The sequence below is a fragment of the Pontibacter fetidus genome, assembly GCF_010119545.1.
Classification (GTDB): domain Bacteria; phylum Bacteroidota; class Bacteroidia; order Cytophagales; family Hymenobacteraceae; genus Pontibacter; species Pontibacter fetidus.
Map to the genome: position 1 here is coordinate 14,145 of NZ_JAAEAA010000032.1, position 22,050 is coordinate 36,194.

The 22,050-nt window shown below is 45.4% G+C and carries 22 protein-coding genes; 13 read left to right on the plus strand and 9 right to left on the minus strand.

The genetic code is table 11. From position 1 onward, the window contains the following. Positions 1-68 precede the first annotated feature (68 nt). From aroQ to GWO68_RS17080, 5 genes are all read left to right on the plus strand, one after another. Positions 69-521 carry a type II 3-dehydroquinate dehydratase gene (aroQ, locus tag GWO68_RS17060; protein ID WP_162347689.1) on the plus strand — a complete coding sequence of 151 codons (453 nt, stop codon included), beginning with the start codon at positions 69-71 and terminating at the stop codon, positions 519-521. Between the two features lie 79 nt (positions 522-600). Then, positions 601-1,665 carry an aminotransferase class V-fold PLP-dependent enzyme gene (locus GWO68_RS17065; protein WP_317164543.1) on the plus strand — a complete coding sequence of 355 codons (1,065 nt, stop codon included), beginning with the start codon at positions 601-603 and terminating at the stop codon, positions 1,663-1,665. Between the two features lie 43 nt (positions 1,666-1,708). Then, a complete protein-coding gene (locus tag GWO68_RS17070; protein WP_162347708.1) occupies positions 1,709-2,275 on the plus strand; it encodes a MarC family protein in 567 nt (188 codons plus the stop codon). Positions 2,276-2,425: 150 nt separating this feature from the next. Continuing rightward, entirely contained in the window at positions 2,426-2,890 is a 465-nt protein-coding gene (gene rnhA, locus GWO68_RS17075) for a ribonuclease HI (protein ID WP_162347690.1), read from the plus strand. A gap of 405 nt (positions 2,891-3,295) precedes the next feature. Further along, entirely contained in the window at positions 3,296-4,012 is a 717-nt protein-coding gene (locus GWO68_RS17080) for a tRNA1(Val) (adenine(37)-N6)-methyltransferase (RefSeq protein WP_162347691.1), read from the plus strand. Between the two features lie 360 nt (positions 4,013-4,372). On the opposite strand, the gene GWO68_RS17085 is transcribed toward GWO68_RS17080, so the two are convergent. Further along, positions 4,373-5,716, minus strand: a complete 1,344-nt coding sequence (locus GWO68_RS17085; RefSeq protein ID WP_162347692.1) for a saccharopine dehydrogenase family protein — start codon at positions 5,714-5,716, stop codon at positions 4,373-4,375. 129 nt (positions 5,717-5,845) lie between these two features. Between GWO68_RS17085 and cdd the strand changes: the two genes are divergently transcribed. The 4 genes from cdd (at position 5,846) to GWO68_RS17105 (ending at position 9,629) form a co-directional block, all read left to right on the plus strand. Continuing rightward, entirely contained in the window at positions 5,846-6,331 is a 486-nt protein-coding gene (gene cdd / locus GWO68_RS17090) for a cytidine deaminase (RefSeq protein WP_162347693.1), read from the plus strand. Positions 6,332-6,344: 13 nt separating this feature from the next. Next, on the plus strand, positions 6,345-6,992 hold the full coding sequence (locus GWO68_RS17095) for an alpha/beta hydrolase (protein ID WP_162347694.1): 648 nt from the start codon (positions 6,345-6,347) through the stop codon (positions 6,990-6,992). A gap of 239 nt (positions 6,993-7,231) precedes the next feature. After that, the gene (locus tag GWO68_RS17100; RefSeq protein WP_162347695.1) at positions 7,232-8,062 is read left to right on the plus strand and encodes a DUF5602 domain-containing protein; all 831 of its coding nucleotides are present in this window, start codon (positions 7,232-7,234) and stop codon (positions 8,060-8,062) included. A gap of 244 nt (positions 8,063-8,306) precedes the next feature. Further along, a complete protein-coding gene (locus tag GWO68_RS17105; RefSeq protein ID WP_162347696.1) occupies positions 8,307-9,629 on the plus strand; it encodes a peptidase associated/transthyretin-like domain-containing protein in 1,323 nt (440 codons plus the stop codon). A 141-nt stretch (positions 9,630-9,770) separates the two neighbouring features. Here the strand turns inward: GWO68_RS17105 and GWO68_RS17110 are convergent, their stop codons facing one another. Next, positions 9,771-10,169: a VOC family protein gene (locus tag GWO68_RS17110; protein WP_162347697.1), complete on the minus strand. Its 399-nt coding sequence runs from the start codon at positions 10,167-10,169 to the stop codon at positions 9,771-9,773. A 99-nt stretch (positions 10,170-10,268) separates the two neighbouring features. Here GWO68_RS17110 and GWO68_RS17115 point away from each other — a divergent pair, with 99 nt between their 5' ends. Continuing rightward, positions 10,269-11,129: an NHL repeat-containing protein gene (locus GWO68_RS17115; RefSeq protein WP_162347698.1), complete on the plus strand. Its 861-nt coding sequence runs from the start codon at positions 10,269-10,271 to the stop codon at positions 11,127-11,129. A 51-nt stretch (positions 11,130-11,180) separates the two neighbouring features. On the opposite strand, the gene lgt is transcribed toward GWO68_RS17115, so the two are convergent. The 5 genes from lgt to GWO68_RS17140 all read right to left on the minus strand — a co-directional run bounded on the left by lgt (position 11,181) and on the right by GWO68_RS17140 (position 17,193). Continuing rightward, positions 11,181-12,032: a prolipoprotein diacylglyceryl transferase gene (gene lgt / locus GWO68_RS17120; RefSeq protein WP_162347699.1), complete on the minus strand. Its 852-nt coding sequence runs from the start codon at positions 12,030-12,032 to the stop codon at positions 11,181-11,183. Between the two features lie 797 nt (positions 12,033-12,829). Further along, on the minus strand, positions 12,830-14,716 hold the full coding sequence (nadE, locus tag GWO68_RS17125) for an NAD(+) synthase (protein WP_162347700.1): 1,887 nt from the start codon (positions 14,714-14,716) through the stop codon (positions 12,830-12,832). Positions 14,717-14,913: 197 nt separating this feature from the next. After that, positions 14,914-15,648, minus strand: coding sequence for a ribonuclease III (gene rnc, locus GWO68_RS17130; RefSeq protein ID WP_162347701.1), 735 nt, complete (start codon positions 15,646-15,648; stop codon positions 14,914-14,916). Further along, the gene (fabF, locus tag GWO68_RS17135; protein ID WP_162347702.1) at positions 15,648-16,901 is read right to left on the minus strand and encodes a beta-ketoacyl-ACP synthase II; all 1,254 of its coding nucleotides are present in this window, start codon (positions 16,899-16,901) and stop codon (positions 15,648-15,650) included. Before fabF ends, rnc begins: the two co-directional genes overlap by 1 nt. A gap of 55 nt (positions 16,902-16,956) precedes the next feature. Beyond that, positions 16,957-17,193 (minus strand): acyl carrier protein, encoded by a 237-nt coding sequence (locus GWO68_RS17140; RefSeq protein WP_018477241.1) that lies wholly within the window; start codon positions 17,191-17,193, stop codon positions 16,957-16,959. Between the two features lie 155 nt (positions 17,194-17,348). On the opposite strand from GWO68_RS17140, the gene GWO68_RS17145 reads away from it, so the two are divergent. After that, entirely contained in the window at positions 17,349-17,777 is a 429-nt protein-coding gene (locus tag GWO68_RS17145; RefSeq protein ID WP_162347703.1) for an IPExxxVDY family protein, read from the plus strand. A gap of 2 nt (positions 17,778-17,779) precedes the next feature. Further along, positions 17,780-19,207 (plus strand): pyruvate kinase, encoded by a 1,428-nt coding sequence (gene pyk, locus GWO68_RS17150; RefSeq protein ID WP_202923799.1) that lies wholly within the window; start codon positions 17,780-17,782, stop codon positions 19,205-19,207. A gap of 339 nt (positions 19,208-19,546) precedes the next feature. Here pyk and rpsT read toward each other — a convergent pair whose 3' ends face one another. Together rpsT and GWO68_RS17160 are read right to left on the minus strand one after the other, a co-directional pair. Continuing rightward, positions 19,547-19,804: a 30S ribosomal protein S20 gene (rpsT, locus tag GWO68_RS17155; protein WP_162347704.1), complete on the minus strand. Its 258-nt coding sequence runs from the start codon at positions 19,802-19,804 to the stop codon at positions 19,547-19,549. 278 nt (positions 19,805-20,082) lie between these two features. Beyond that, positions 20,083-20,535 (minus strand): hypothetical protein, encoded by a 453-nt coding sequence (locus tag GWO68_RS17160; protein ID WP_162347705.1) that lies wholly within the window; start codon positions 20,533-20,535, stop codon positions 20,083-20,085. A gap of 396 nt (positions 20,536-20,931) precedes the next feature. On the opposite strand from GWO68_RS17160, the gene GWO68_RS17165 reads away from it, so the two are divergent. Next, the gene (locus tag GWO68_RS17165) at positions 20,932-21,897 is read left to right on the plus strand and encodes a YheT family hydrolase (RefSeq protein ID WP_162347706.1); all 966 of its coding nucleotides are present in this window, start codon (positions 20,932-20,934) and stop codon (positions 21,895-21,897) included. Positions 21,898-22,050: the final 153 nt, after the last annotated feature.

The following is a 22,050-nucleotide window of genomic DNA, read 5'->3' on the forward strand; positions in this document are numbered from 1 at the left end:
GCAAATATAGTTAATCCTTACCTTTGCACGTTCCGTTTTATGCGGAAAACAAGCAATACCCAGATACTATGAAAATACTGATCCTGAATGGCCCAAACCTGAACCTACTGGGCATCCGTGAAAAAGCTGTTTATGGTTCCCGGTCCTTCGAAGATTACTTTGAAGAACTGAAAGAAGCGTTTCCGGGGCTGGAGCTTTCTTACTTTCAGAGCAACACCGAAGGCACACTGATCGATAAACTGCACGAGGTGGGCTTTACTTACAAAGGGATCGTGTTTAATGCCGGCGCTTATACCCATACATCGGTAGCGCTATCGGATGCCGTAAAAGCTATAGAGGCCCCTGTTGTGGAAGTACACATTTCCAATATCTACGCCCGCGAAGCCTTCCGCCATAAAAGTATGCTTGCCCCTTACTGCACCGGATCTATAGTTGGCTTTGGGTTGGAGAGCTACCGGTTGGCCCTGCAATACTTTGAGCGACTGAAACCAAAGAAAATAGGATTTGGCTCTAATAAATAACCACCGCTGCCGTTACACTAGCGAATAAAACTTTTACAGAAAATATAGGTACTTTTCTATGTTTTCTTTATATTCCCGAATGATGCTCAATTTTTACCCAGGCCCAGCAAAAGTATACCCCGAGGTGCGCACCTACATGACCGATGCGTACGACCAGGGCATATTGGGCGCGCCGCACCGCGGAGAACAGTTTGTACAACTGTCCAGGGCAACGGTTGGCCTTATAAAACGCAAACTTAACATACCCGAAGATTATTATATCTTCTTTACTTCGTCGGCCACCGAGTGCTGGGAAATACTTATCCAGAGTCTTACCAAGCATAAAAGCTATCATATTTATAACGGCTCTTTCGGGGAAAAATGGTGCGACTATGCCAAAAAGCTGCGCCCTAAATCAGAAGGCATTGCGTTTGACCTGAACGAGCCGATGCCAGTTGAGCAGTTGAACATCAGTGCTGATACGGAGCTCATCTGCTTTACTCAAAACGAGACTTCAAACGGCACACAGGTTTCGGCCACCACTATACTTAACCTCCACAATCGCTACCGCGATACCTTAATTGCCGTAGACGCAACCTCATCAATGGCCGGGCTAAACCTTAAAATAATTAAGGCGGATATCTGGTTTGCATCCGTACAAAAGTGCTTTGGTTTACCGTCCGGACTAGGTGTGATGGTATGCTCGCCGCGGGCAATTTTCAGGGCGAAACAGATAGCAGAACGTGGGCACTATAACAGTTTGGTTGGCATGTATGAAAAAATGCTGAATTACCAGACCACTCATACTCCCAATGTTTTAGGCATTTACCTGCTGCGCCGCATGCTCGAAGACCGCCCGTTTATAAAAGGCCTGGAGCAGGAACTGGTAGACCGATCGGCGATGCTGTACGAGTTTTTTGGCCAGTTGCCTGACATGCAGCTATTGGTTGAGAATGAAGAAGTACGCTCTAAAACGGTGGTTGCCATACAAGCCAGCGAGCGCTTGGTTGATGATATTAAAAAACGGGCGCTGCATCACAACATCAGGCTCGGGAATGGCTACGGCCCGTGGGCACGCACTACGTTTCGGGTAGCTAATTTTCCGGCTATACTTAACGAAGAATACGAAGAACTAAAGCGCTTTTTCCTGCACTATTACTCCTAAAACCCTACCTTTGCGCAGAATTAAAGTATAAGCGCACATGGATATTTTTAATTTCAAGGAAATCATATCGGTAACCCTGATCCTCTTTGCGATCATCGATATTCTGGGGTCAATCCCTATCATCATAAACCTGCGCAAACGCGAAGGTGTCATCCAGTCCGAAAAGGCTACGTTGGTATCGGGTGTGCTGATGATCGCTTTCCTGTTTGTAGGGGATGGTATACTCAAACTTTTCGGCATCGATTTTCAGTCGTTTGCCATGGCCGGTGCTATTATCATTTTCCTGATTGGTTTGGAGATGATCCTGGGCAAAGACTTTTTTCATACCGACCCTGACATTAAAAGTGGCTCTATTGTACCGCTGGCATTCCCGCTTATAGTTGGCGCCGGCACCATGACTACGCTGCTCTCGTTACGCGCTGCATACTCAGTTCCTAACATCCTGGTAGGCATTATTCTTAACCTGCTATTTGTTTATATTGTGCTTAAAGCATCCGGCTGGATAGAGCAGCGACTTGGCAAAGCAGGTGCCGACATTTTGCGAAAAGTGTTTGGGGTTATATTGCTGGCCATCGCCATCAAGCTTTTCAAAACAAACCTGCCAGCTTAAGTCCCTAAATAAGAACGGACATTTGTGTCATTCCGAGTGCAGCGAGAAATCTATTTCGGATTTCAGATAGATCTTTCCTGATCTCAAGATGACAATTAAGATTAATCCGGTATCCCAACAATCAACAATTAACCATCAGCAATTTTACCTATGATCGAACTGTTTACAGATGGTGCTTCGCGCGGTAACCCGGGACCGGGTGGCTATGGTGTTATACTTCGGTGGGGGCCGCATGTAAAAGAACTCACTGCCGGCTTTCGTAAAACTACCAACAACCGCATGGAGTTGCTGGCTGTTATAGTTGGGCTGGAGGCAATTACCAAACCGGGCATTCCAATTACCGTGTATTCTGACTCGAAGTATGTGGTGGATGCCGTAGAAAAACGCTGGGTTTTTGGCTGGCAGAAAAAAGGCTTTGCCGGCAAAGCAAACGGCGATTTATGGGCTCGCTTTTTAAGGGTTTATACCAAACACAACGTAAAATTTGTTTGGATTCGCGGCCACGCCGGCCACCCCGAAAACGAACGCTGCGACGAACTTGCCGTTGCCAGCGCCTTACAATCAAATTTACCTGCCGACGAAGGCTTTGAATCGGGAATGTTTAATTCTAAGTAGACATGGAGCTGATAAAAAAGGCTTACTATTATCTGTTCATATTCTTTAATAATATATTCAAGTTTTCTGCTGATGATTACAATGAATATAAGGCTCTTTGTTCTATAACAATTGTATTTTTATTACTTATCACCAAATCAATAGATTTAATAACAAACTATTTATTACTATCAAATTACAATTTAGTACTACTGCAGGGTGCTATTACAATACTTCCATTAGCTCTTTTTAATTACCATATTTTTAAAAATAAAAACGAATGGCGGGAATACGAGCATGAATATCAGAGGATGAGCAAACAAAAGAAGGCCCTAGCAATAATTACTTCATTAAGCTTTATGCTATTTATTGTTTGGTTTTGCTACTTTATATAAAATACAGTAAATCCTATAAATCTTAGTTCAGTTGGCTAATTCCTACTTCCAGTTTAAGCAGTTCCGGGTAGAGCAGGACAAGTGCGCCATGAAAGTGTGCACGGACTCTTGCTTGTTTGGTGCTGTGGTGGAGGTTAAGGAAGCTTCTCGGATTTTAGATATTGGCACCGGCACAGGGTTACTTTCGCTGATGGTGGCACAGCGCTCCAAAGCAACTATAGATGCTGTAGAAATTAACCCGGATGCAGCCACACAGGCCGAAGAAAATTTTGCTTTAAGTACCTGGGCCGAAAGACTGGCTTTACACCCGGTAAGCCTGCAGGAATTTGCAAAGTATAACCAGCAAAACTATGATGTTATCCTTTCCAATCCACCGTTTTTCCTGGCTTCGTTAAAATCCGGAAATGCAGCAAAGGACAGTGCGAAACATACCGGCGATTTGTTTTTTGAAGACATCCTGGCCTTTGCACAAAAACACTTAACACCTGGCGGGCAACTATACATTTTGCTCCCTCCTGCCGAAGCCCGTCATTTTGCCGAACTGGCCACTGCTCACCAACTATACCTAACCGAAACTATAGAAGTTTATACCTACATTCAGGGCCAGTGCATCCGTCATATCCAAACCTATCGTTTCACAAATACAGCTACGCCAACTATAACGCAACTCCACATCCGCGAAGCTGATAAAACAACCTATACTGCTGCATTTACGGAATTACTGCGCGACTATTACCTGCATTTATAGTTTTTGTAGCGCGATCGTCTTCCCTTATCTATTTTATTAAGAAGGATCGTCCCCTTTGAGGGGAGGGGACCGAAGGGGTGTATTGCTACAGAGCTGCCAGCTTGCTGATGGATATACTGGTAAAAATACAAATGTAAACACCTCTATTATCCCTCAAGGGGATAGTTCGCTTTAACCAAGGAACCACTCATCCTAAAAAGGCGAAGTTTAAAAAGTTATGAGATAAGACATGATTTACTAATTTACTACGCCAGTGGCCCAACTATAGATAGTCACGAGTCACAGATCCCGAAGCATTTCGGGGCGAAGACTCCCGCGCCATATAAAATCAACTTTCTAACTTTTTAACCTTCTCACTTTCTAACTCCTTACCTCCCTATCCCGCTCCACAAAATTAACTCCATAGCTTTTCAGTTCTTCCAACACCGGTTCATATAGTTCGGGATGTATCGGGATAACTACACCGCGGTGCGAGATTTTACCTTGTAGCAACAGTTTGGCAAGTATAGCTACAGGCAAGCCTACTGTTTTAGCCATGGCCGTGTGTACTTCATCATCGCCTTTCACTACCAACGACGACGTTAGTTCGTGCTTCTTTCCTGCCAGTTCGTACTCAAATAAATGCTGCATCACAATCATATCCTTATCGCCTGGAGCAAGCTGCCATTTCTCTTTCAGTATTTTTTCGAGCACCTGGGCCGGGGTGGCTCCTGCCAGTTCTACAGGTTTTTCCGTGAAAAGGTCTAGCCAGGCAAGCTTCTGCATCTCATCTCCCTGCTCATCTATAGTTAAGTAGCTGGCAATTCGTTGTGCTATAGTTTGGCCGGGAGTAGCAGGCGGCAGAAAAGCTTCCAGGTAGCTGCGGTAGGTCATGTTTTCGGAGCCTTCCAGGGTATAGCTATCGTCGGTTAAGCCCAGTTGCACAAACACATTCCAGGCGGCGCAATAACCGGGTTTGCGGAGTGTGCCGCGCAGCATAGTTGGTATGTGCAGCAGGTCGTAAGGTTCACGGTAGCTGAGCGAGTCGCGGTTGGCATAGCCTTCAAAATTACCGTAGCCTTCTACATAAATCACTTCGGTGCGGGCAAATAGCTGGTGGTAGGGTATGTATTTGTATTCGCCGTTTTGGATATACTTGGCCGAACCCTGCCCGGCCAGCACCACATTACGCGGGTTCCAGGTAAACTTATAGTTCCAGGGGTTGGTGTCAGATTCCGGGGCTACCAGTCCGCCGCAATACGACTTAAAAGAGGTAAGCTTTCCACCTTTTGCTTTTATATGGTGTATGGCTGCCATCGCCGACATGTGGTCTATGCCCGGGTCCAGGCCCGATTCCATCAATATCGTCAGGTTTTTGGCTTGTGCTTCGGTGTGCAGTTCTAAAAAAGCAGGCGTAACATACGATGCCGTGATCAGGTGCTTTTCCTGTTTCAGGCATTCTTTAGCTACTTCTATATGAAAAACAGCCGGCAGCAACGATATTACCAGGTCTGCTTGCTTTACTTCTGCTTCGCGCTGCGCATCGTTGTGCACATCAAACACAATTGCTTCGGCGTAAGGCAGGTCGTCAACTATAGGTTGCAAATGGTTCACTACAATATCGCCGATACGGATATGCCAGTTCTCAGTGGGGGCGTGTTGCAACAGGTAAGCGATAAGCGATGAAGCAGAGCGCCCGGCGCCAAGCAGCAAGATGTTTTTCATAGTAACAGAACAGTATTTCTGCTTCAAGTTAAGTATTACAGGCAGGATGGCAAACGCTTTTATTGTATTTCCGGAATATTGCGCTAAATTTATAGCCCTTTTCTAATTTTAGTATTGATACATACCTGAATGGCTAATAAACTGACCATTAACATAAACATCGATGTACTGGACTCTGCTGCCGAACTGAGCGAGCAGGAACTACAGGCCATGGAACTGGCACAACAAGCCGCCGCCGATGCTTATGCCCCTTATTCAAACTTTTTAGTAGGTGCTGCGCTGGTGCTGGAAGACGGAACCATGTTTAAAGGCAGCAACCAGGAAAATGCTGCTTACCCGTCGGGGTTATGTGCCGAGCGCACCGCCCTTTTTGCCCTTAGCGCCAACCATCCGCAAGCAAAAATTAAATTACTGGCCGTAACCGCCCGCCGCCGTAACGAGCAGGAATTTTTACCCGCCATGCCCTGTGGCGCCTGCCGCCAGGTAATGGCCGAGTACGAGTTCAAACAAAAAGAGCCAATACCGGTGTTACTGCAAGCCGCAAACGGCAAATTCTACCGCTTTAATTCTGTTGCCGACCTGTTGCCTTTCCAGTTCACATCGGAACATTTGTAAGCCTGCAACTCCAATGACCGAGCACCACCTGTTAACGCAGCGCACCGCCCGTTACTATACGCTAGGCACACCAGCTGATCAGATCACAGATCTTTGGATTGTTTGCCACGGCTACGGGCAGCTGGCGCGCTACTTCATCAGGCATTTTGCTCTGCTGGATAATGGCCATACACTTATAGTTGCGCCGGAAGCATTTTCGCGGTTTTACCTGGATGGATTTTTGGGGAGAGTAGGCGCTACCTGGATGACCAAAGAAGACCGCTTAGCTGAGATTGAGGACCAGGCCACTTACTTAAATACATTACTGCAAACCCAACTGCAACAACTACCCAAAAATGTGCGGGTAACTATAGTTGGCTTTTCGCAGGGTGGCGCTACGGTTAGCCGCTGGCTGGCATCCGGCGCTGCGCCTGTGCATAGGCTTATACTTTGGGCGGCCTCCTTCCCCGAAAATATTGACTTTACCAGCGGCAAAGCTGCTTTTGCAAACCTGCCAGTAGCTATAGTTTACGGCACCCAGGACGAGTTTATAACCCCGGATAGTTTGCAGAAAAAACAGCAACTGATGAACACGCTGGGCATAGAACCTAAAACTTTTACGTTTGAAGGCGGCCACACCCTGCATGCGGCTACCTTAATGAAAATAAACAGCGAACTATAGTTACTATAGCTTAACCTGCCTATAGTTCAGCCAGCACTTCACCATCATTCTCAATCTTATAGTTTACCGGATAACAGGCATCCGCTTTGTTAGTAAAAGCTATATTTTACTTAGTTAAAGTATAATTATACAAATAGTAAGTAGGTATATTTGTAGCACCTTCTGCTTCCTATAGTTCGCGTTGCCCTACCCTCCTCTCGACGTGTAATTCTTAATTCACCAATCAAACAAAACAGACTATGAAAAAACTATTGCTGCACAGCCAACGACTGGTGCAAATGATGGCAATCGCAGGAATTGCCTTACTTACAAGCTGCGAAACTACCCCCGATGTAACACCTGATGCTGCCAGTGCAACCGTGCAAAATGCCAAAGGAGCATCTACTACCGTATATTATGGCCCTGAGGCTATAGCTGGCGAAGGCACTGCCCGTGTCTGGGTTGAAACGGTGCAGGGCAAACCTACTGCTTTGGGTATAGAACTGACTGAGGATGCGCTGGCAAACCTAGAGATGCAGGATATGTTTGAACTTACCTTGCGGTTACCGGGCCAGGCGCACGCTACAGGCTATAAAACCGTATCGATCGGCTGGAACCCGATGGGCCACGAACCGGTAGGAGTTTACACGCTTCCTCACTTCGATTTCCACTTTTACATGCAGACCGAAGGACAGATAATGCATGTTGAAGGAGGCCCGGATGAAGGTGCCTGGAGTTTGGCCGGCACTGTGCTGCCAGCATTTTACACCTTTGGCCCTGCGCCTGTAGCCGTACCGCATATGGGTGTGCACTGGAGCGATGTCCGTTCTCCGGAGTTTTCGCCGGCTGGTTTCTCCCGTACGTTTATTTATGGTTCTTCCGGCGACCAGGTTACTTTCCTGGAACCGATGATTACCTTGGCCTATCTGCAAAGCTTGCCAGCTGGTACTTCCGAAACCTTACCTGTGCCAGCCTTGCTGCAATACCAACAGCCAAACTATTACCCCGAAACGTACACGGTAACCCACTCTACAGACGGCACCTACTCTATCGTACTTTCTGACCTGGTTTGGCATAACGCAAACCGCTGATAATGACCAATCTATAGTTACAAAGTCCTTTGGTAAGTAAGCTGCAAACGGCTGAACTGCCAAAGGACTTTTCTTTTACCCGCCTCCTTTCCATTCTAAAGCAGTTGCCTGAGCATCAAACTATAGCATCATCTCAACATTAAAACATTTATATATTTAATTGCGTAAATACCATACACCACTTTTAAAGATTGGTGTAGCTTGCTTTTGTAAATCAGTCGTTGTTCCATAAACCCTTATAGTTATGCAAAAAAGTTTTTACGCTTTTCTATTCCTCTGCTTTGTGTCAGTGGCTGCATTCGCCCAAAGTAAGATCAATATTACCTCCAACATCGCCGATGCCAAGTTTTTTATGCTGCGCGAAACCGATAATGCCGAAGTGGCCGAACTGGGCATGGGCAGCATTGAACTGAAACTGGAAAAAGACTCCAAAAACCGCATAAAGGTGGTGAAAGAGGGCTTTGAGCCTTTGATTCTGGAGTACCCCCGCACCATGAAGTGGGAAAAAGAACAAAAAGTAGCCCTCGAAAATCGCTTGGTAGATATTAGCGTGGAGCCTTACGATGCCGAAATTTATGTTGATGGCCGCATGATTGGCAGCAAACGCACCAACCTGGTTATTGGCAAAGGCAAGTTCCTGACGATAGAGATCAAAAAGGCTGGTTTTGCACCTATCACCAAGGTATATTATAACGCCCCCGACCGCGAAACCCCGCCTGTAAAAGACTTTTTTGAGATGAAAGACCGCCAGGTGCGCCTGGAAGTTTACCCAGCTGATGCGACTGTGCAGGTAAACGGCGTAGCAAAAGGCCGCGGCACTGCCGACATAACTATACCAAACGGCGAATGTGTAACTATAAATGTAGTGCGCGAAGGTTTTGCCGATGTATCGCAGGTATTTTGCAACAAACCAGCCACCGACCCTGCCCCGCCTGTTCGCTTCAGGGCAGCCCTGGAAGACCGCCTTGTAAAAATATCTACCGCCCCGACCGATGCTAATATTGAAGTTGCCGGAAAAGTGCTGGGTGTAGGTAAATACGACCTGAAAGTACCTAAAAATGCCTGTGTGGAAGTGCGTGTGGTAAAAGACGGTTTTATCCGGTTTGTTAAAAATTACTGCAACCAAACCGACATGCAGGAGCCACCATTAACAGAGTTTGTAGAGATGGTAGTAGATGAAGCTTATAACTCGTCTATTTCTACAGACATGGCCAACGTACGCATAACGGTGCCAGTAAATAAAAGTATAGCCCCCGAAGATGCCTGGCGTACCCTGAGCTCTATTATTACCCGCAGTTTCGATGTGCTGGAAACTGTAGACTATAACACCGGTTATTTAACTACTGCCTGGCAGGTGCAGAACTTTAACGGCATGAGCACTATACGTACCCGCATGATTGTGAGCAGTGGCGGTAACTCAGGGGAACTTACCTATGTGGTAAAGCTCATCAGCCAGCGGGCCGATGGCGTGACAAGTGTAAAAGAAGACCAGCTTTTTGCCGATTGGGGCAGGCTACTGAAACGCTACGGAGGCATAATTGAAGAAGTGCAATCGCGTTTACAATAAAGTTAAACTATAGTTTAAAACCAGCCCCGGAAGCAATTTCGGGGCTGTTGTTTTACATCAAAGCAAGCCAAACTATAGCAACTTTCTAACTTACAAACTTCCAAACCTTCTAACTTCCTAAACTCTCTAACTCTTACCTCCCTAACTCCCTCTCTCCCACATTCCTTGCATCACTACTTCCAGCAAATGGTTATCGGGGTCCCGGAAATAAAAGGATAAATAGCCATTCCCCCAGTCGTATTCCTGTACTATAGGTATGCCGGCCTCGGCTATAGTTGCTTTGGTCTGCCCGTAATTTTCTTTGCTTACTTCAAAGGCAAGGTGCAGTTGGCCGGTACCAAAATGAGGGGGCAGTTTGCCCGGCATCCCGGAGGCTTCGGCTATAAAACATAACAGCACCGAACTACCTGCCCTGAAAAACACATGCCGCCCGGTCACCTCTCCTATTACCTGAAACTGTAGCAAGCCATTGTAAAAGGCTTTGGTTCGGGCAAGGTCTGTTACATAAAGGCAGGTTTCTTTTATCTTAATAATGTCCATTAGAAGGGCTTAAGGCTCATTTCCGAATACTATATAGCAAACGTAACAGCGGGCAGTACGTTAACGGTAATCAGCGCCAATTATACTAATAGAATAACTATGAAGCTTATGATTAAAATCTTTATTGTGTTTGCCTCTATACTGGCTATAGCTATATACTTTTTTCGCGATCAGGAGACACCCGCAGGTACTGTTACCAACTCTAACGCTTCGGAAGGGAATTTTGAGACACTTGCCCCCTTACCAACAGAGGTTAAAGAAAGCTCCGGGATAGAATCCATGCCCGACCAGGGGCATTACATTACCCACAACGACGCCAACAATAAGCCCTATTTATACGAGATAGACGAAAAAGGAAAGCTGGTTAAAACTTATAAGCTGAGATTACCAAACGTAGACTGGGAAGACCTGACCCGCGACACAAACGGTAACCTATACATCAGCGACACAGGCAATAATAATAACAAGCGCCGCGAACTGGCCATCTATAAAACAAGTTTCCAGGACCTGCAGAAACCGCAGGCCATCCGGTTTACCTACCAGGACCAAAAGGGCAAATCATCTAAAAAAGATAAGAAAAGCTACGACTGCGAAGCACTGTTCTGGTACGATGGCAACCTGTACCTGCTAACCAAAGACCGAAACGGAGAAAATAAAGCCCGGATATACCAACTACCTGATACCCCAGGTAACCACATAGCCAAACCAATAGGAAGCATAGCAATGAAGGAGCCCGTAACCAGTGCCGCCATCAGCCCCGATGCCGGAACTATAGCGCTGCTTAGCGAAGGCAAAATACACCTGTACCGCAACGTAAGCTCACCTGAAACTTTTTATGAAGGCGATGCAGAAGAGATAACCCTTACCGGTGCCGGGCAAACGGAAGCCATTACTTTTAAAGATGATAATACACTTATACTTACCAGCGAAGGCGGCAGCCTGTTCAGGTATAAACTATAAGCATAGTTACCAAAAAAAAGGGCCGTAGTTAATCGCTACAGCCCTTTTTTATTATTTAGCTTCTGCCAGTTTACCACCCGGCAAGGCAGGTTTAGGGTTTTGCCATACTCTGAACAGTACAAACAAGCCAATCAAAATAAGTGGTATACTTAACAGCTGCCCCATGTTCAGGGCCATAGTATCTTCAAAATCCACCTGGTTCTCTTTCAGAAACTCAACTAAAAAGCGGAAACTGAAAAGCAGCGTTACAAACAAACCAAACAGCAACCCAAGGGGCAAATTCTCTTTATATTTTTTCCATAGCCAGTATAGCAGCACAAATAAGCCAAACACCATCAGCGACTCATATAACTGCGTAGGGTGGCGCGGGTCCTGCGAGGCGGCCACACCGTTTATAATCTCGTTGTTGCGCAAAAACTTAAAGGCCCACGGTACATCCGTCACTTTGCCTATAATCTCGGAGTTCATCAGGTTGCCCAAGCGGATAAGTGCACCGCCTAAAGCTACAACTATAACAATGCGGTCTAGTACCCACATGTAGTTAAACTTATGGTTTCGGCTAAACAACCAAAGCGAGAAAAGAATACCTATTGTAGCGCCATGGCTTGCCAGTCCGCCTTCCCATATTTTCAGGATTTCGATCGGGTTGCTCAGGTAATATTCCGGGTCATAGAAAAGTGTGTGGCCTAAACGGGCACCAACTACCGTTCCGATGATCATGTACAGCGTAATGGCATCTACATCGCCTTCGGTTCGGCCTTCGGTAACATAAATTTTGCTTAGTATGCGCTGCCCTATTACAAACGCCAATGCAAAGAACAAACCATACCAGCGGACAGAAACCGGCCCAAGGTGAAATATTTCCGGATCTACGTTCCAGGTAATAAAATTCAGTAAACTCATAGTAAGGGTGATGATCGTGTATAGCCAAAGTTACAATAAATCGGGCAGGTACAAAATGTGGGGTGTGTAAGTTATTTGAAGACTTGTTAGTGTGCGAAGCTGTTGCTAGCTTCTGGGCTATAGTTGGTCGTTGCTATTTTTTGTCAGTTCGACATAAGGAGAAATCCGTCATAACCTAGTTCAGTCTATCTTTCCTCTTTTATCATTCCTAGGGTTAGACAAGGAATGTTATGTGTTCTATAGTTTCACATTTGTCATTTCGACGTTAGGAGAAATCTATTTCAACTTATAGTTACTGTTCCTTAAACTTTAACCAAGCCTTTCTTCCATAGTTACCTTCATTCCTGGGAGCTCTACTCACCTACTGTTCTATAGTTAGCTTTGGTGCCCTCACGGCCGGGAGGCCCCGTCTTCGGGCATCGCGCTGCTGCCTTCTTGCTATCCTCGTGCCTCGGATTGGCTCACGCCACCGCAACAAGTCAAAGGCGCTCAACCCAAAGACTGCGATCTTTCTACTATATACCGCTATCTATAGTTTGAACTTGCTCGCTTTGATATTGATCGTGGCTATAGTTCCGTAGGGACAGGTCGCGACCTGTCCTTTTCGTGGTCTGTAACTATAGAACTATACTTACCACTTTAGTAATAGCAGAAAAACTCCCTCTCCTGTTAGGAGAGGGATGGGGTGAGGTAAATGCAGTCGCTGGTAGAGACTGCGCATTCCATCAGGTATAAACCAATCTAGAAATCTTTTAAAATCCTATAAATCCTGATTCAGACAAAAATGCCATTCCACTTTATAACGCTTTGATCTCATTTAATTCACTTCTAAAGCCACCGCTCAGTATCGGGAAGCGAAGCCAGCTGCGTGGGTCTAAACTATAGTCATCCAAGTGGAAGCCCGGGGCGTAGCGTTCGCGTTTCCATTGGTTACGGCTCCATAAACTATAGAATTTCTGCAGCCAGCCTTTTATAGTTTCGGCATCGGCTACACCAGCTTCCAGCAGCTTGTTGTATACTTCCTGCGGGGAGTAGCGGTCATAAAAAGCCAGTCGCTCTATCTGGTTCAGGACTTCGTAAGGCATCAGGTCTTTTTCATCGGTCTGTGCTTCTTTAGCCGGTCGCAACTCTGCAGTAGGCTGTAAGTTGTTTACATATTGCAAACCCTGGTAACCCAGCTCTTTCTGTGCCCATATCAAAAACTGACGTACAAATGCTTTATCGATACCCGCAATCGGGGAAATACTGCCGGCCGTGTCGCCATCCATGGTTGCGTAGCCCACTGCGGCTTCGCTACGGTTTGAGGTTGCCAGTAAAAGCGCGCCTTTAATGTTTGCCAGCATCCAGATAGCAGGGGCACGCACCCTTGCCTGTATGTTTTGCAATGTTACATCATCCTCAGCCCAGGTCAGCGGTCTGTCTATGGCGCCTTCAATTATAGAAGTATAGCCTTTCACTTGCTCATCAATTGTCCAGCTATAAAATCTTGCACCTATGCTGTCGGCCAGCTCTTTTGCTGAAGTATAGGTATCGTCTGAGGAGTTAACAGTGCCCTGGTAGGCGCATGTCAGTAAGCGGCCGACCAACTCACAGGCTACCTGCTCTTTCGTGAGCGTATCAAAATATGCCGCATCTTTTAACGAGAACAACTGCGTTTTAGCAACAAACCCAAGCACGCCCAAACTAGCTATACCCCGGCGCACCATCTCGGCCACCGCCACCGCACATAACGACGAATCAGCACCCCCACTAAGCGAGAGCACAAACCCACGACTATGGCTTTTGCGCATATAATCGAACAGGCCCAGGCTCAGGGCAGCCATCAGCTCTTTGTTTTCGTCTATAGTTGGCAGGTAATGTATTGTTTCTTCAGCAACAGGAGAGTCAGTAAAAGTTACTTCGGCTACTTCCATATCCACACTTTTAAAGCAGAGCAGGTCGTTGCGTTTTATCAGTTTACCGTTTTGAGCTATCAGTACCTCGCCGTCGTAAATTACTTTGCCGGCTTCATTGCCCAGCAGGTTGGCATACAGGTAAGTACATTTATATTTTTTTGAGGCTTCTACAACCAGCCGATAACGCAGGTCGGTTTTGCTAAGAGCAAAGTGGCTGGCACTTGGGTTAAGAATTAGTTGCACGCCTTTTGCCATATGGCGCTCTGCAGGCCTGTTTGGGCGCCAGGCATCTTCGCATATTTCAAACGCATACGTTACGCCTTGCTCTTCATAAATGATGTCACCAATTCTATACTTCTGGCCTTTCATTTCGAACTCACCAACCTGGTTAGCGGGCCACTCGGTAAACCAGCGCGGCTCGTAATGTATGCCATCTTTGGCCAGAAACTGCTTGGCCGTAAAACCTAAAATTTCCTGATTCTTAATAACGCAGGCAGTGTTGTAAACCTGTTTATCAATCCAGATATGAATACCCACACAAACGGTAATCCCAACACACCACTCTTTTATCTGCAGCAATTTGTCAAAAGCCTCTTCGCCCAACCAGGGGCTCAGGAAAAGATCTTCGCAACCGTAGCTGGTAATGCAAAGTTCGGGTAGCAGTAAAATATCAACGTTGTGGGTAATGGCCTCGGTAATGGCGTCTTTTATGTTCTGCAGGTTGTTGTCCCAGTCCAGTGGGGTTTGGTTTAGGGCTGCGCCTGCCAGCGTGAGTCGGGTTTCTTTCATAGGGATATTAAACGCAAGTATAGGGGGCAAGTTAAACCTAATTGTTGAATTGTTAAATTGTTGAATTATTGTCCTCTTAAGTGTGAGAGTTTAGTATGAACCTATAGTTGATGATGTTTTACTAATCCTACAACTATAAAATAACAAAGGCTGAGAAGTATACCCTCAGCCAAACAAGTAATTTAACAATATAGCAATTAAGCTATCTTCAGAATCTCTAGGGATTTTTCAGCGGCAGCCTGATCGGCTTTTTTCTTGGAAAGGCCTACGCCTTTGGCAACAGGTTTGTCACCAATGTATACTTCGGAGGTAAATTCGGTGGTATTGCCTTGCTGCTTTTTCTGAATACTTTCGAAACGGATCTCCATGTTCTGGCTTTGCGCCCACTCGATCAGTTTGCTTTTAAAGTTAGCAGTAGTGTTTACCAGTTTATGCAGGTCTATGTGCGGTTTAATCAGCTTGCCAAGTATAAACTGGCGCGTCATGTTATAACCTTTATCCAGGTAAATAGCACCAACAAGGGCTTCTAAAGCATTGCCGTTTACAGATTTATGACGGTTTGCTCCGGTTTCTACTTTTACCAGCAGGTTAAGGCCAATTTTTAAGGCAATATGGTTCAGCGACTCACGGTTTACAATGCGCGAGCGTATCTCCGTCAGAAAACCTTCGTCTTCGTACGGAAACTTCCTGAAAAGCAGTTCGGCCACAACGGCACCCAACACGGCATCACCTAAAAACTCCAGTCGCTCGTTTGTATCGTGCTTGCTGCTGGCAGCCTGGCGCGCAAACGACGTATGGGTAAGGGCAAGCTTATACAGCCTGATATTATCGGGTGTGTTACCAATAATGCCGGCAATAGCGCGTACTAACTCTCGGTCTTTGTTAAAAACTCTCTGGTAGAAGCGCCGAACCGGTTTAATAGGACCAAACACTAATCTTTCAGTTCTCTGAAAATTACAGATGTGTTATGACCACCAAATCCAAAGGTATTGCTCAACGCTACTTTCACGTCGCGCTTCTGTGCCTTGTTAAACGTAAAGTTCAACTTCGGATTAAAGCTTTCGTCGTCGGTAAAGTGGTTGATGGTTGGCGGCACTATATCGTTCTGGATGGCAAGTATAGAAGCGATCGCCTCAATAGCGCCAGCAGCACCTAATAAGTGGCCCGTCATGGATTTGGTAGAGCTGATGTTCAGCTTGTAGGCATGCTCTCCGAACACGGTCTCGATCGCCTTAGCTTCGCTCACGTCGCCAAGTGGGGTTGAAGTACCGTGTACGTTGATGTAGTCTACCTCTTCAGGTTTGATATGTGCATCGCGCAATGCATTTTTCATTACGTTTAGTGCGCCTAACCCCTCAGGGTGTGGAGCTGTAATGTGATATGCATCGGCAGACATACCGCCACCTAATATTTCGGCATAGATCTTTGCTCCGCGGGCTTTGGCGTGCTCATACTCTTCGAGTATAATCGCGCCGGCACCTTCGCCAAGCACAAATCCATCGCGGTCCTTATCAAATGGGCGGGATGCAGTTTCAGGGGAATCGTTGCGCTCTGAAAGGGCTTTCAGGGCGTTAAAACCACCAATGCCAGCTTCTGTAACTGCTGCTTCCGAACCACCTGACACGATTACATCAGCTATACCTAAACGGATATAGTTAAAGGCATCGAGTAAGGCGTTAGTAGCAGAAGCACAGGCTGAAACAGTAACAAAGTTTGGCCCACGGAAGCCGTACTTTATAGATATTTGTCCTGCGCTGATATCAGCGATCATCTTCGGGATGAAGAATGGGTTGAAGCGTGGTGTACCATCGCCGTTAGCGAAGTTCACACACTCTTCCTGGAACGTGCGCAAACCGCCAATTCCAGAACCCCAGATCACCCCAACTCTGTCAGGATCGAAGTTGCCTTCTGTTAGGTTTGCGTCTTGTACTGCCTCGTCGGCCACTACAAGCGCAAACTGCGTAAACAAGTCCATTTTGCGGGCTTCTTTACGATCAAAGTATTTTTCAGGATCGTATCCCTTTATTTCACAGGCAAACTGTGTCTTAAACTTACTCGCGTCGAAGCGTGTGATAGGCGCAGCTCCACTCACGCCATTGATTAAGCCGTTCCAGTATTCTGAAACGGTATTGCCAAGTGGCGTGAGTGCGCCTAGCCCAGTAACTACAACTCTCTTAAGCTCCATAAGCTGTTACCAGAGGATAGATAGTAGAAAAATTCTTATAATAAAACAGAAGGTATTATTTCGCGTGCTCTTCCAGGTAGCTTACAGCCTGACCTACAGTAGCGATGTTTTCAGCCTGATCATCTGGAATAGATACGTTGAATTCTTTTTCGAATTCCATGATAAGCTCAACTGTATCCAATGAATCTGCGCCAAGGTCGTTTGTGAAGCTAGCCTCAGGAGTAACCTCTGACTCTTCCACGCCAAGCTTATCGATGATGATAGCTTTTACTTTTTCTGCGATTTCTGACATTTTTCTTATAGTTTATTAAAACACTGTGCAAAGAAATATAAATAGACAGACAATGTCAAAAAAAATTACTCTATTCGTGTTATTACAAAAGTTTTGACACAGATAGCTGCCTTTTTACAAAGTTGATTGTTAAATTGAGGCGCCAACGTTATAACATGAAAAATTTTTACCTCGACGCCGATTACGAGTACGATTTTGATCTGTATGGGTTAGTTTCGTCGGGTAAAGATTATACATTGGCCTGGTGGCTGAACAAGTTATTTGCCCTGCGCCTGACCAAACAAAAGGATATTTGCTATACTTTGCCGGGCAGAGAGCAATTATTAGTTTCTAATTACGAATTTTGTACCGATCACAGCATTATCCGCTTGTTCCGGAACAAGGCCCTGGGCACTAACACACTTCGTAAGCCTTACCTGCTGCCCGATATAAAGGAGTATGACTTTGTGCTACAGATAACTGGATCGCTTCCTAAAAGGCATCCTCATAATTTTGTTAACATGCTGCTTCACATCCCGTTAGTGCAGTATGTAAAGCAGTTCGATCCGTTGTCGCTGAAGTTTAAAGAGAATCTGATTTTTTAAATATGAATATTACGTTTAACAAAACAAAGGTACTTGCAACCGTTGGTCCTGCCTCCAACACATTTGAACGCCTACTGGCGCTGGTGCAAGAAGGTGTAGATGCTTTCAGGCTGAATTTTTCACATGGAGAGCATTCAGAGCACCTGGAAGTAATTAACCATGTACGCGAAATTAACAGGCAGTTTAATACAACGGTTTGCCTGGTACAGGACCTGCAAGGGCCAAAGATCCGGATTGGTGAAGTGGAGAACGGCGGCGTTGAGATAAAGCAGGGCCAGGAAGTTATACTTCGTTGCGACGGATCGCTGAGCACTAACGACCACCTTGCTACTAACTATACGCACCTTGCAAAAGATGTAAAAGTGGGCGATGCCATACTTTTAGACGATGGTAAGCTGGAGCTAAAAGTGCTGCATACCGACAACGACCAGGAAGTACGCTGCGAAGTAATATACGGCGGTATCGTAAAACCACGTAAAGGCATAAACCTTCCTGATACCAGCGTATCGGCGCCGTCGCTAACCGAAAAAGACCTGCGCGACCTGCACTTTGGCCTTGATAATGACATTGAATGGGTAGCCCTTTCTTTTGTACGCTCAGTTAAAGACATCAACGAGATCAAACGCATTATAGAAGAGCGCGGCAAAGATACCCGTGTTATTGCCAAGATAGAAAAGCCAGAAGCCATTAAGAATATTGATGAGATTGTGGAAGCTACGGATGCGATAATGGTAGCACGCGGCGACCTGGGTGTGGAAGTTGGCATGGAACAGGTACCAATGATCCAGAAGATGGTAGTTGAGAAAAGTAACCGCGCTGCCAAGCCCGTAATTATTGCTACCCAGATGATGGAAAGCATGATCGTGAATCCGCGCCCTACTCGTGCCGAGACCAACGACATTGCCAACGCTGTGATAGACGGTGCAGACTGCCTGATGCTAAGTGCCGAGACTGCAGTTGGTGCCTACCCTGTGGAGACCATCCGCAGCATGAACCTTACCATACGCACTGTGGAGACACATGCCGATATCTTTAACAAGAACTATGTACTGAACCCGCACTCGCCAAACTTCTGTAACGATAGCCTTGTGGCAAACGCTTGCAACCTTGCCCGCGACACGAATGCCCGCGCTATTATAGGCATGACAAAATCAGGATACACGGCTTTCCAGTTGGCAAAATCGCGTCCTAAGTCAGATATCTTTATTTTTACGGAGAACTATAAACTGCTTTATACTTTAAACCTGGTTTGGGGTGTAAGAGGCTTCCATTACGATAAGTTTGAGTCTACGGATGCTACTATAGCCGATATTAAACAAACCTTGTTAGATGGGGGCTATATTGAGAAAGGCGATGTGTTCATTAACACGGCAAGTATGCCAATGAACGAACAGAAACGCACCAACATGATTAAGCTAAGTATAGCGTAAGGAGTTTTTACATTCATACAAAAGCCCCGGCAATTAATTTTGCCGGGGCTTTTGTTTTGTAGTTAGTCTAAGCTTGCTTGTAACTATAGTATTGTGGCCACCTGAACTATAGATACACTACTGTAAACTATAGCTGAACAGGCAGGCTTTGTTTGCGTTACCATCTACTTTACAAACTGCCATTGCTATACTTGTTGTTAAAAAAAGCAGCAAGGGCAAGCGTAGTAGCATCTGAAAAAACCGCTTAACTGCATGTTAAACTTTATTGCAAACTATACCGAAATACAAAAAGCCTTGCGCGTGGGCACAAGGCTTCTGATACTATAGTTCCGACAAAAATTAAGCTGCCAGTGTGTTCACAAACTTAGCCAGTTTAGACTTGTTGTGAGCTGCTTTGTTTTTGTGGATGATGTTTTTCTTAGCCAGACGGTCAATCATTGAAGAAACTGTTTTGTACAGCTCTTGCGCCTCGGCATGCTCAGTCGTGTTTTTCAATTTCTTGATAAAGGTACGAGTAGTTTTCGCCTGGTATCTGTTGCGAAGACGTTTAGCGTTGTTCGCTCTGATTCTCTTTAATGCCGACTTATGGTTAGCCATGTTATTTTATACTGTTAAATATTTTGTTCCGTATCTTGAATGAGTTTGCAAAGGTAAATGCTTTGCAGGTAATTTCCAAAGATAGCTGCTGATAAAAATATTTTATAGTGCCTCTCTGTTTAAATCTTTACAAAGGTAGCACATATAATATGTATGGTGCAATATAATACCGGGTAATATTATGCAAAACACATAAAGTTTTTTTGACCCAGATATCAAAATAAAAGCCGCTGCACCTGGTTGGTACAGCGGCTTTTACGGGTGTCAACTATTTGTACTTAGTTGTTATCGCGTTTTACATCAACGTCTACGTCAATGTCGTCAATCTTACCTAAACGCTTCTGAACCTTGTTCTCAAACTCGTTCCAGTCAGCTTTGGTTTCTTCCCACTCACGGCGGGTTTCATCGTCCCAGGTAGATGACTCGGCTTCAAATTCAGCTTCTTTTTTGTTGTATTCTGCACGCATTTCGCGGTATTCGTCTGCTGTTACAGTTTCAGCTTTAGATGTGTTGGTTTTTACCCAACCCGAGAACTCATCGTATTTCTGGTTCGCTTCGGCACCGGCATCATTCAGTTCAGCATTTGCCTCTGCATTTTCTTCGCTCAGTTCGGTTTGCGCTTCATCTACTTCGGCATTTGTTTCGTTCTGCGTTTCCTGGTTACAGGCAAATGTAAAAGCTCCTAAGGCCAGAGCAAGACCTATCGTTTTAAATTTAGATGCAATTTTCATAGTTAATTAATATTGTTTCAGGGGTATTATACGTGAGTAACGCCATATTGATATATAAAGAAGGTGAATATTACGTAAAAGCTTTATTGCTGCGCTGTTTTTTGGCACGAGCTATACCACGCATTTTTGTCTGAACTATAGCCTGCACGCCATTTATTTTGCAAGACTTTTGCTTTTTATCTGCTTAAAGCAAAGCTAATACTGCCAGGAAAATTCATTGTTTACAGATAAACCAGAAAGCTATGCTGCCTGTTTACATAACATGGCTTACATGGTAAGAACTGCTTACAGGTTATACTTACTAAAAACCTTAAATTTGCGATGTGCTGCAAGCATAATATTCTGTTTATACTCGTATACTATAGTATCAAAGTATAGTCCCTTAATTTTACCGCTATGCCTATCTTACCCTCCACCTACAAAGCACCCTTTTACCTTTTCAACGGGCATTTGCAAACTATAATCCCGGGCTTGTTCAGGCAGGTAGAGGGCATAACTTATACTCGCGAGCGCCTGGCTACCCCAGATCTCGATTTTATTGATGTAGACTGGTCCCAGGTTGGGTCAGACAGCCTGGTTATTCTTTCGCATGGACTGGAAGGCGATAGTAGCAGGCCATACATACTGGGCATGGTGCGTGCCTTTAACGAGCGTGGGCTAGATGCCCTGGCCTGGAACTATAGAAGCTGTAGCGGCGAGCCAAACAAACTGCTCCGCTCCTACCACCTGGGTGCCTCCGACGACCTGCAATTTGTAGTGGAACATGCACTTAATTCCGGCAACTATAAAAACATTCACCTCATTGGGTTTAGTGCCGGCGGTAATATTACGTTAAAGTATCTGGGTGAAGCTCCGGGGCAGGTTCCTTCTGAAATAAAGCGTGCTGTTGTTTTTTCGGTTCCTGTAGACCTGAAAGCTTCTGCTCAAAAAATATCCCGCATTTATACGCAACGCTTTCTAAAAACCCTGGGCGCTAAACTGGAGCAAAAACGCCAACTATATCCCGATGATGTAGACCTGACGAATTACAGTATTTTCTGGTCTTTCCCTGAATTTGACGATCGATACACAGCGCCTTTACATGGCTTTAAAAATGCAGACGATTATTATGCCCGGGTTAGCTCGAAACAGTTTTTAAAAAACATACAGCAGCCTACGTTATTGGTAAACGCCAAAAACGACCCCTTTCTGGCAGAAGAATGCTACCCTGTAGAAGAGGCCAAAGCCAATCCATATTTCTTTTTCGAAATGCCGGAAAGCGGCGGCCATGTAGGCTTTGCAGAGGATTTCAGGAAAGACATTTATTATTCTGAAGCAAGGGCAGTGAGGTTTTTATTAGAAGAAGGAAGGTATTGTTTGTAGGTTCTTCTTTTGTCATTCCAAGCGAAGTCGAGGGATCTTATGTGTCCTATAGTTTAAATTGTCATTTCGAACAGTGTGAGAAATCTATCTCGAACTATAGTTGGTTATAGTTGCTAACTTGAAGAAAGCTATTCTTTCAAACTTCCTTTAATC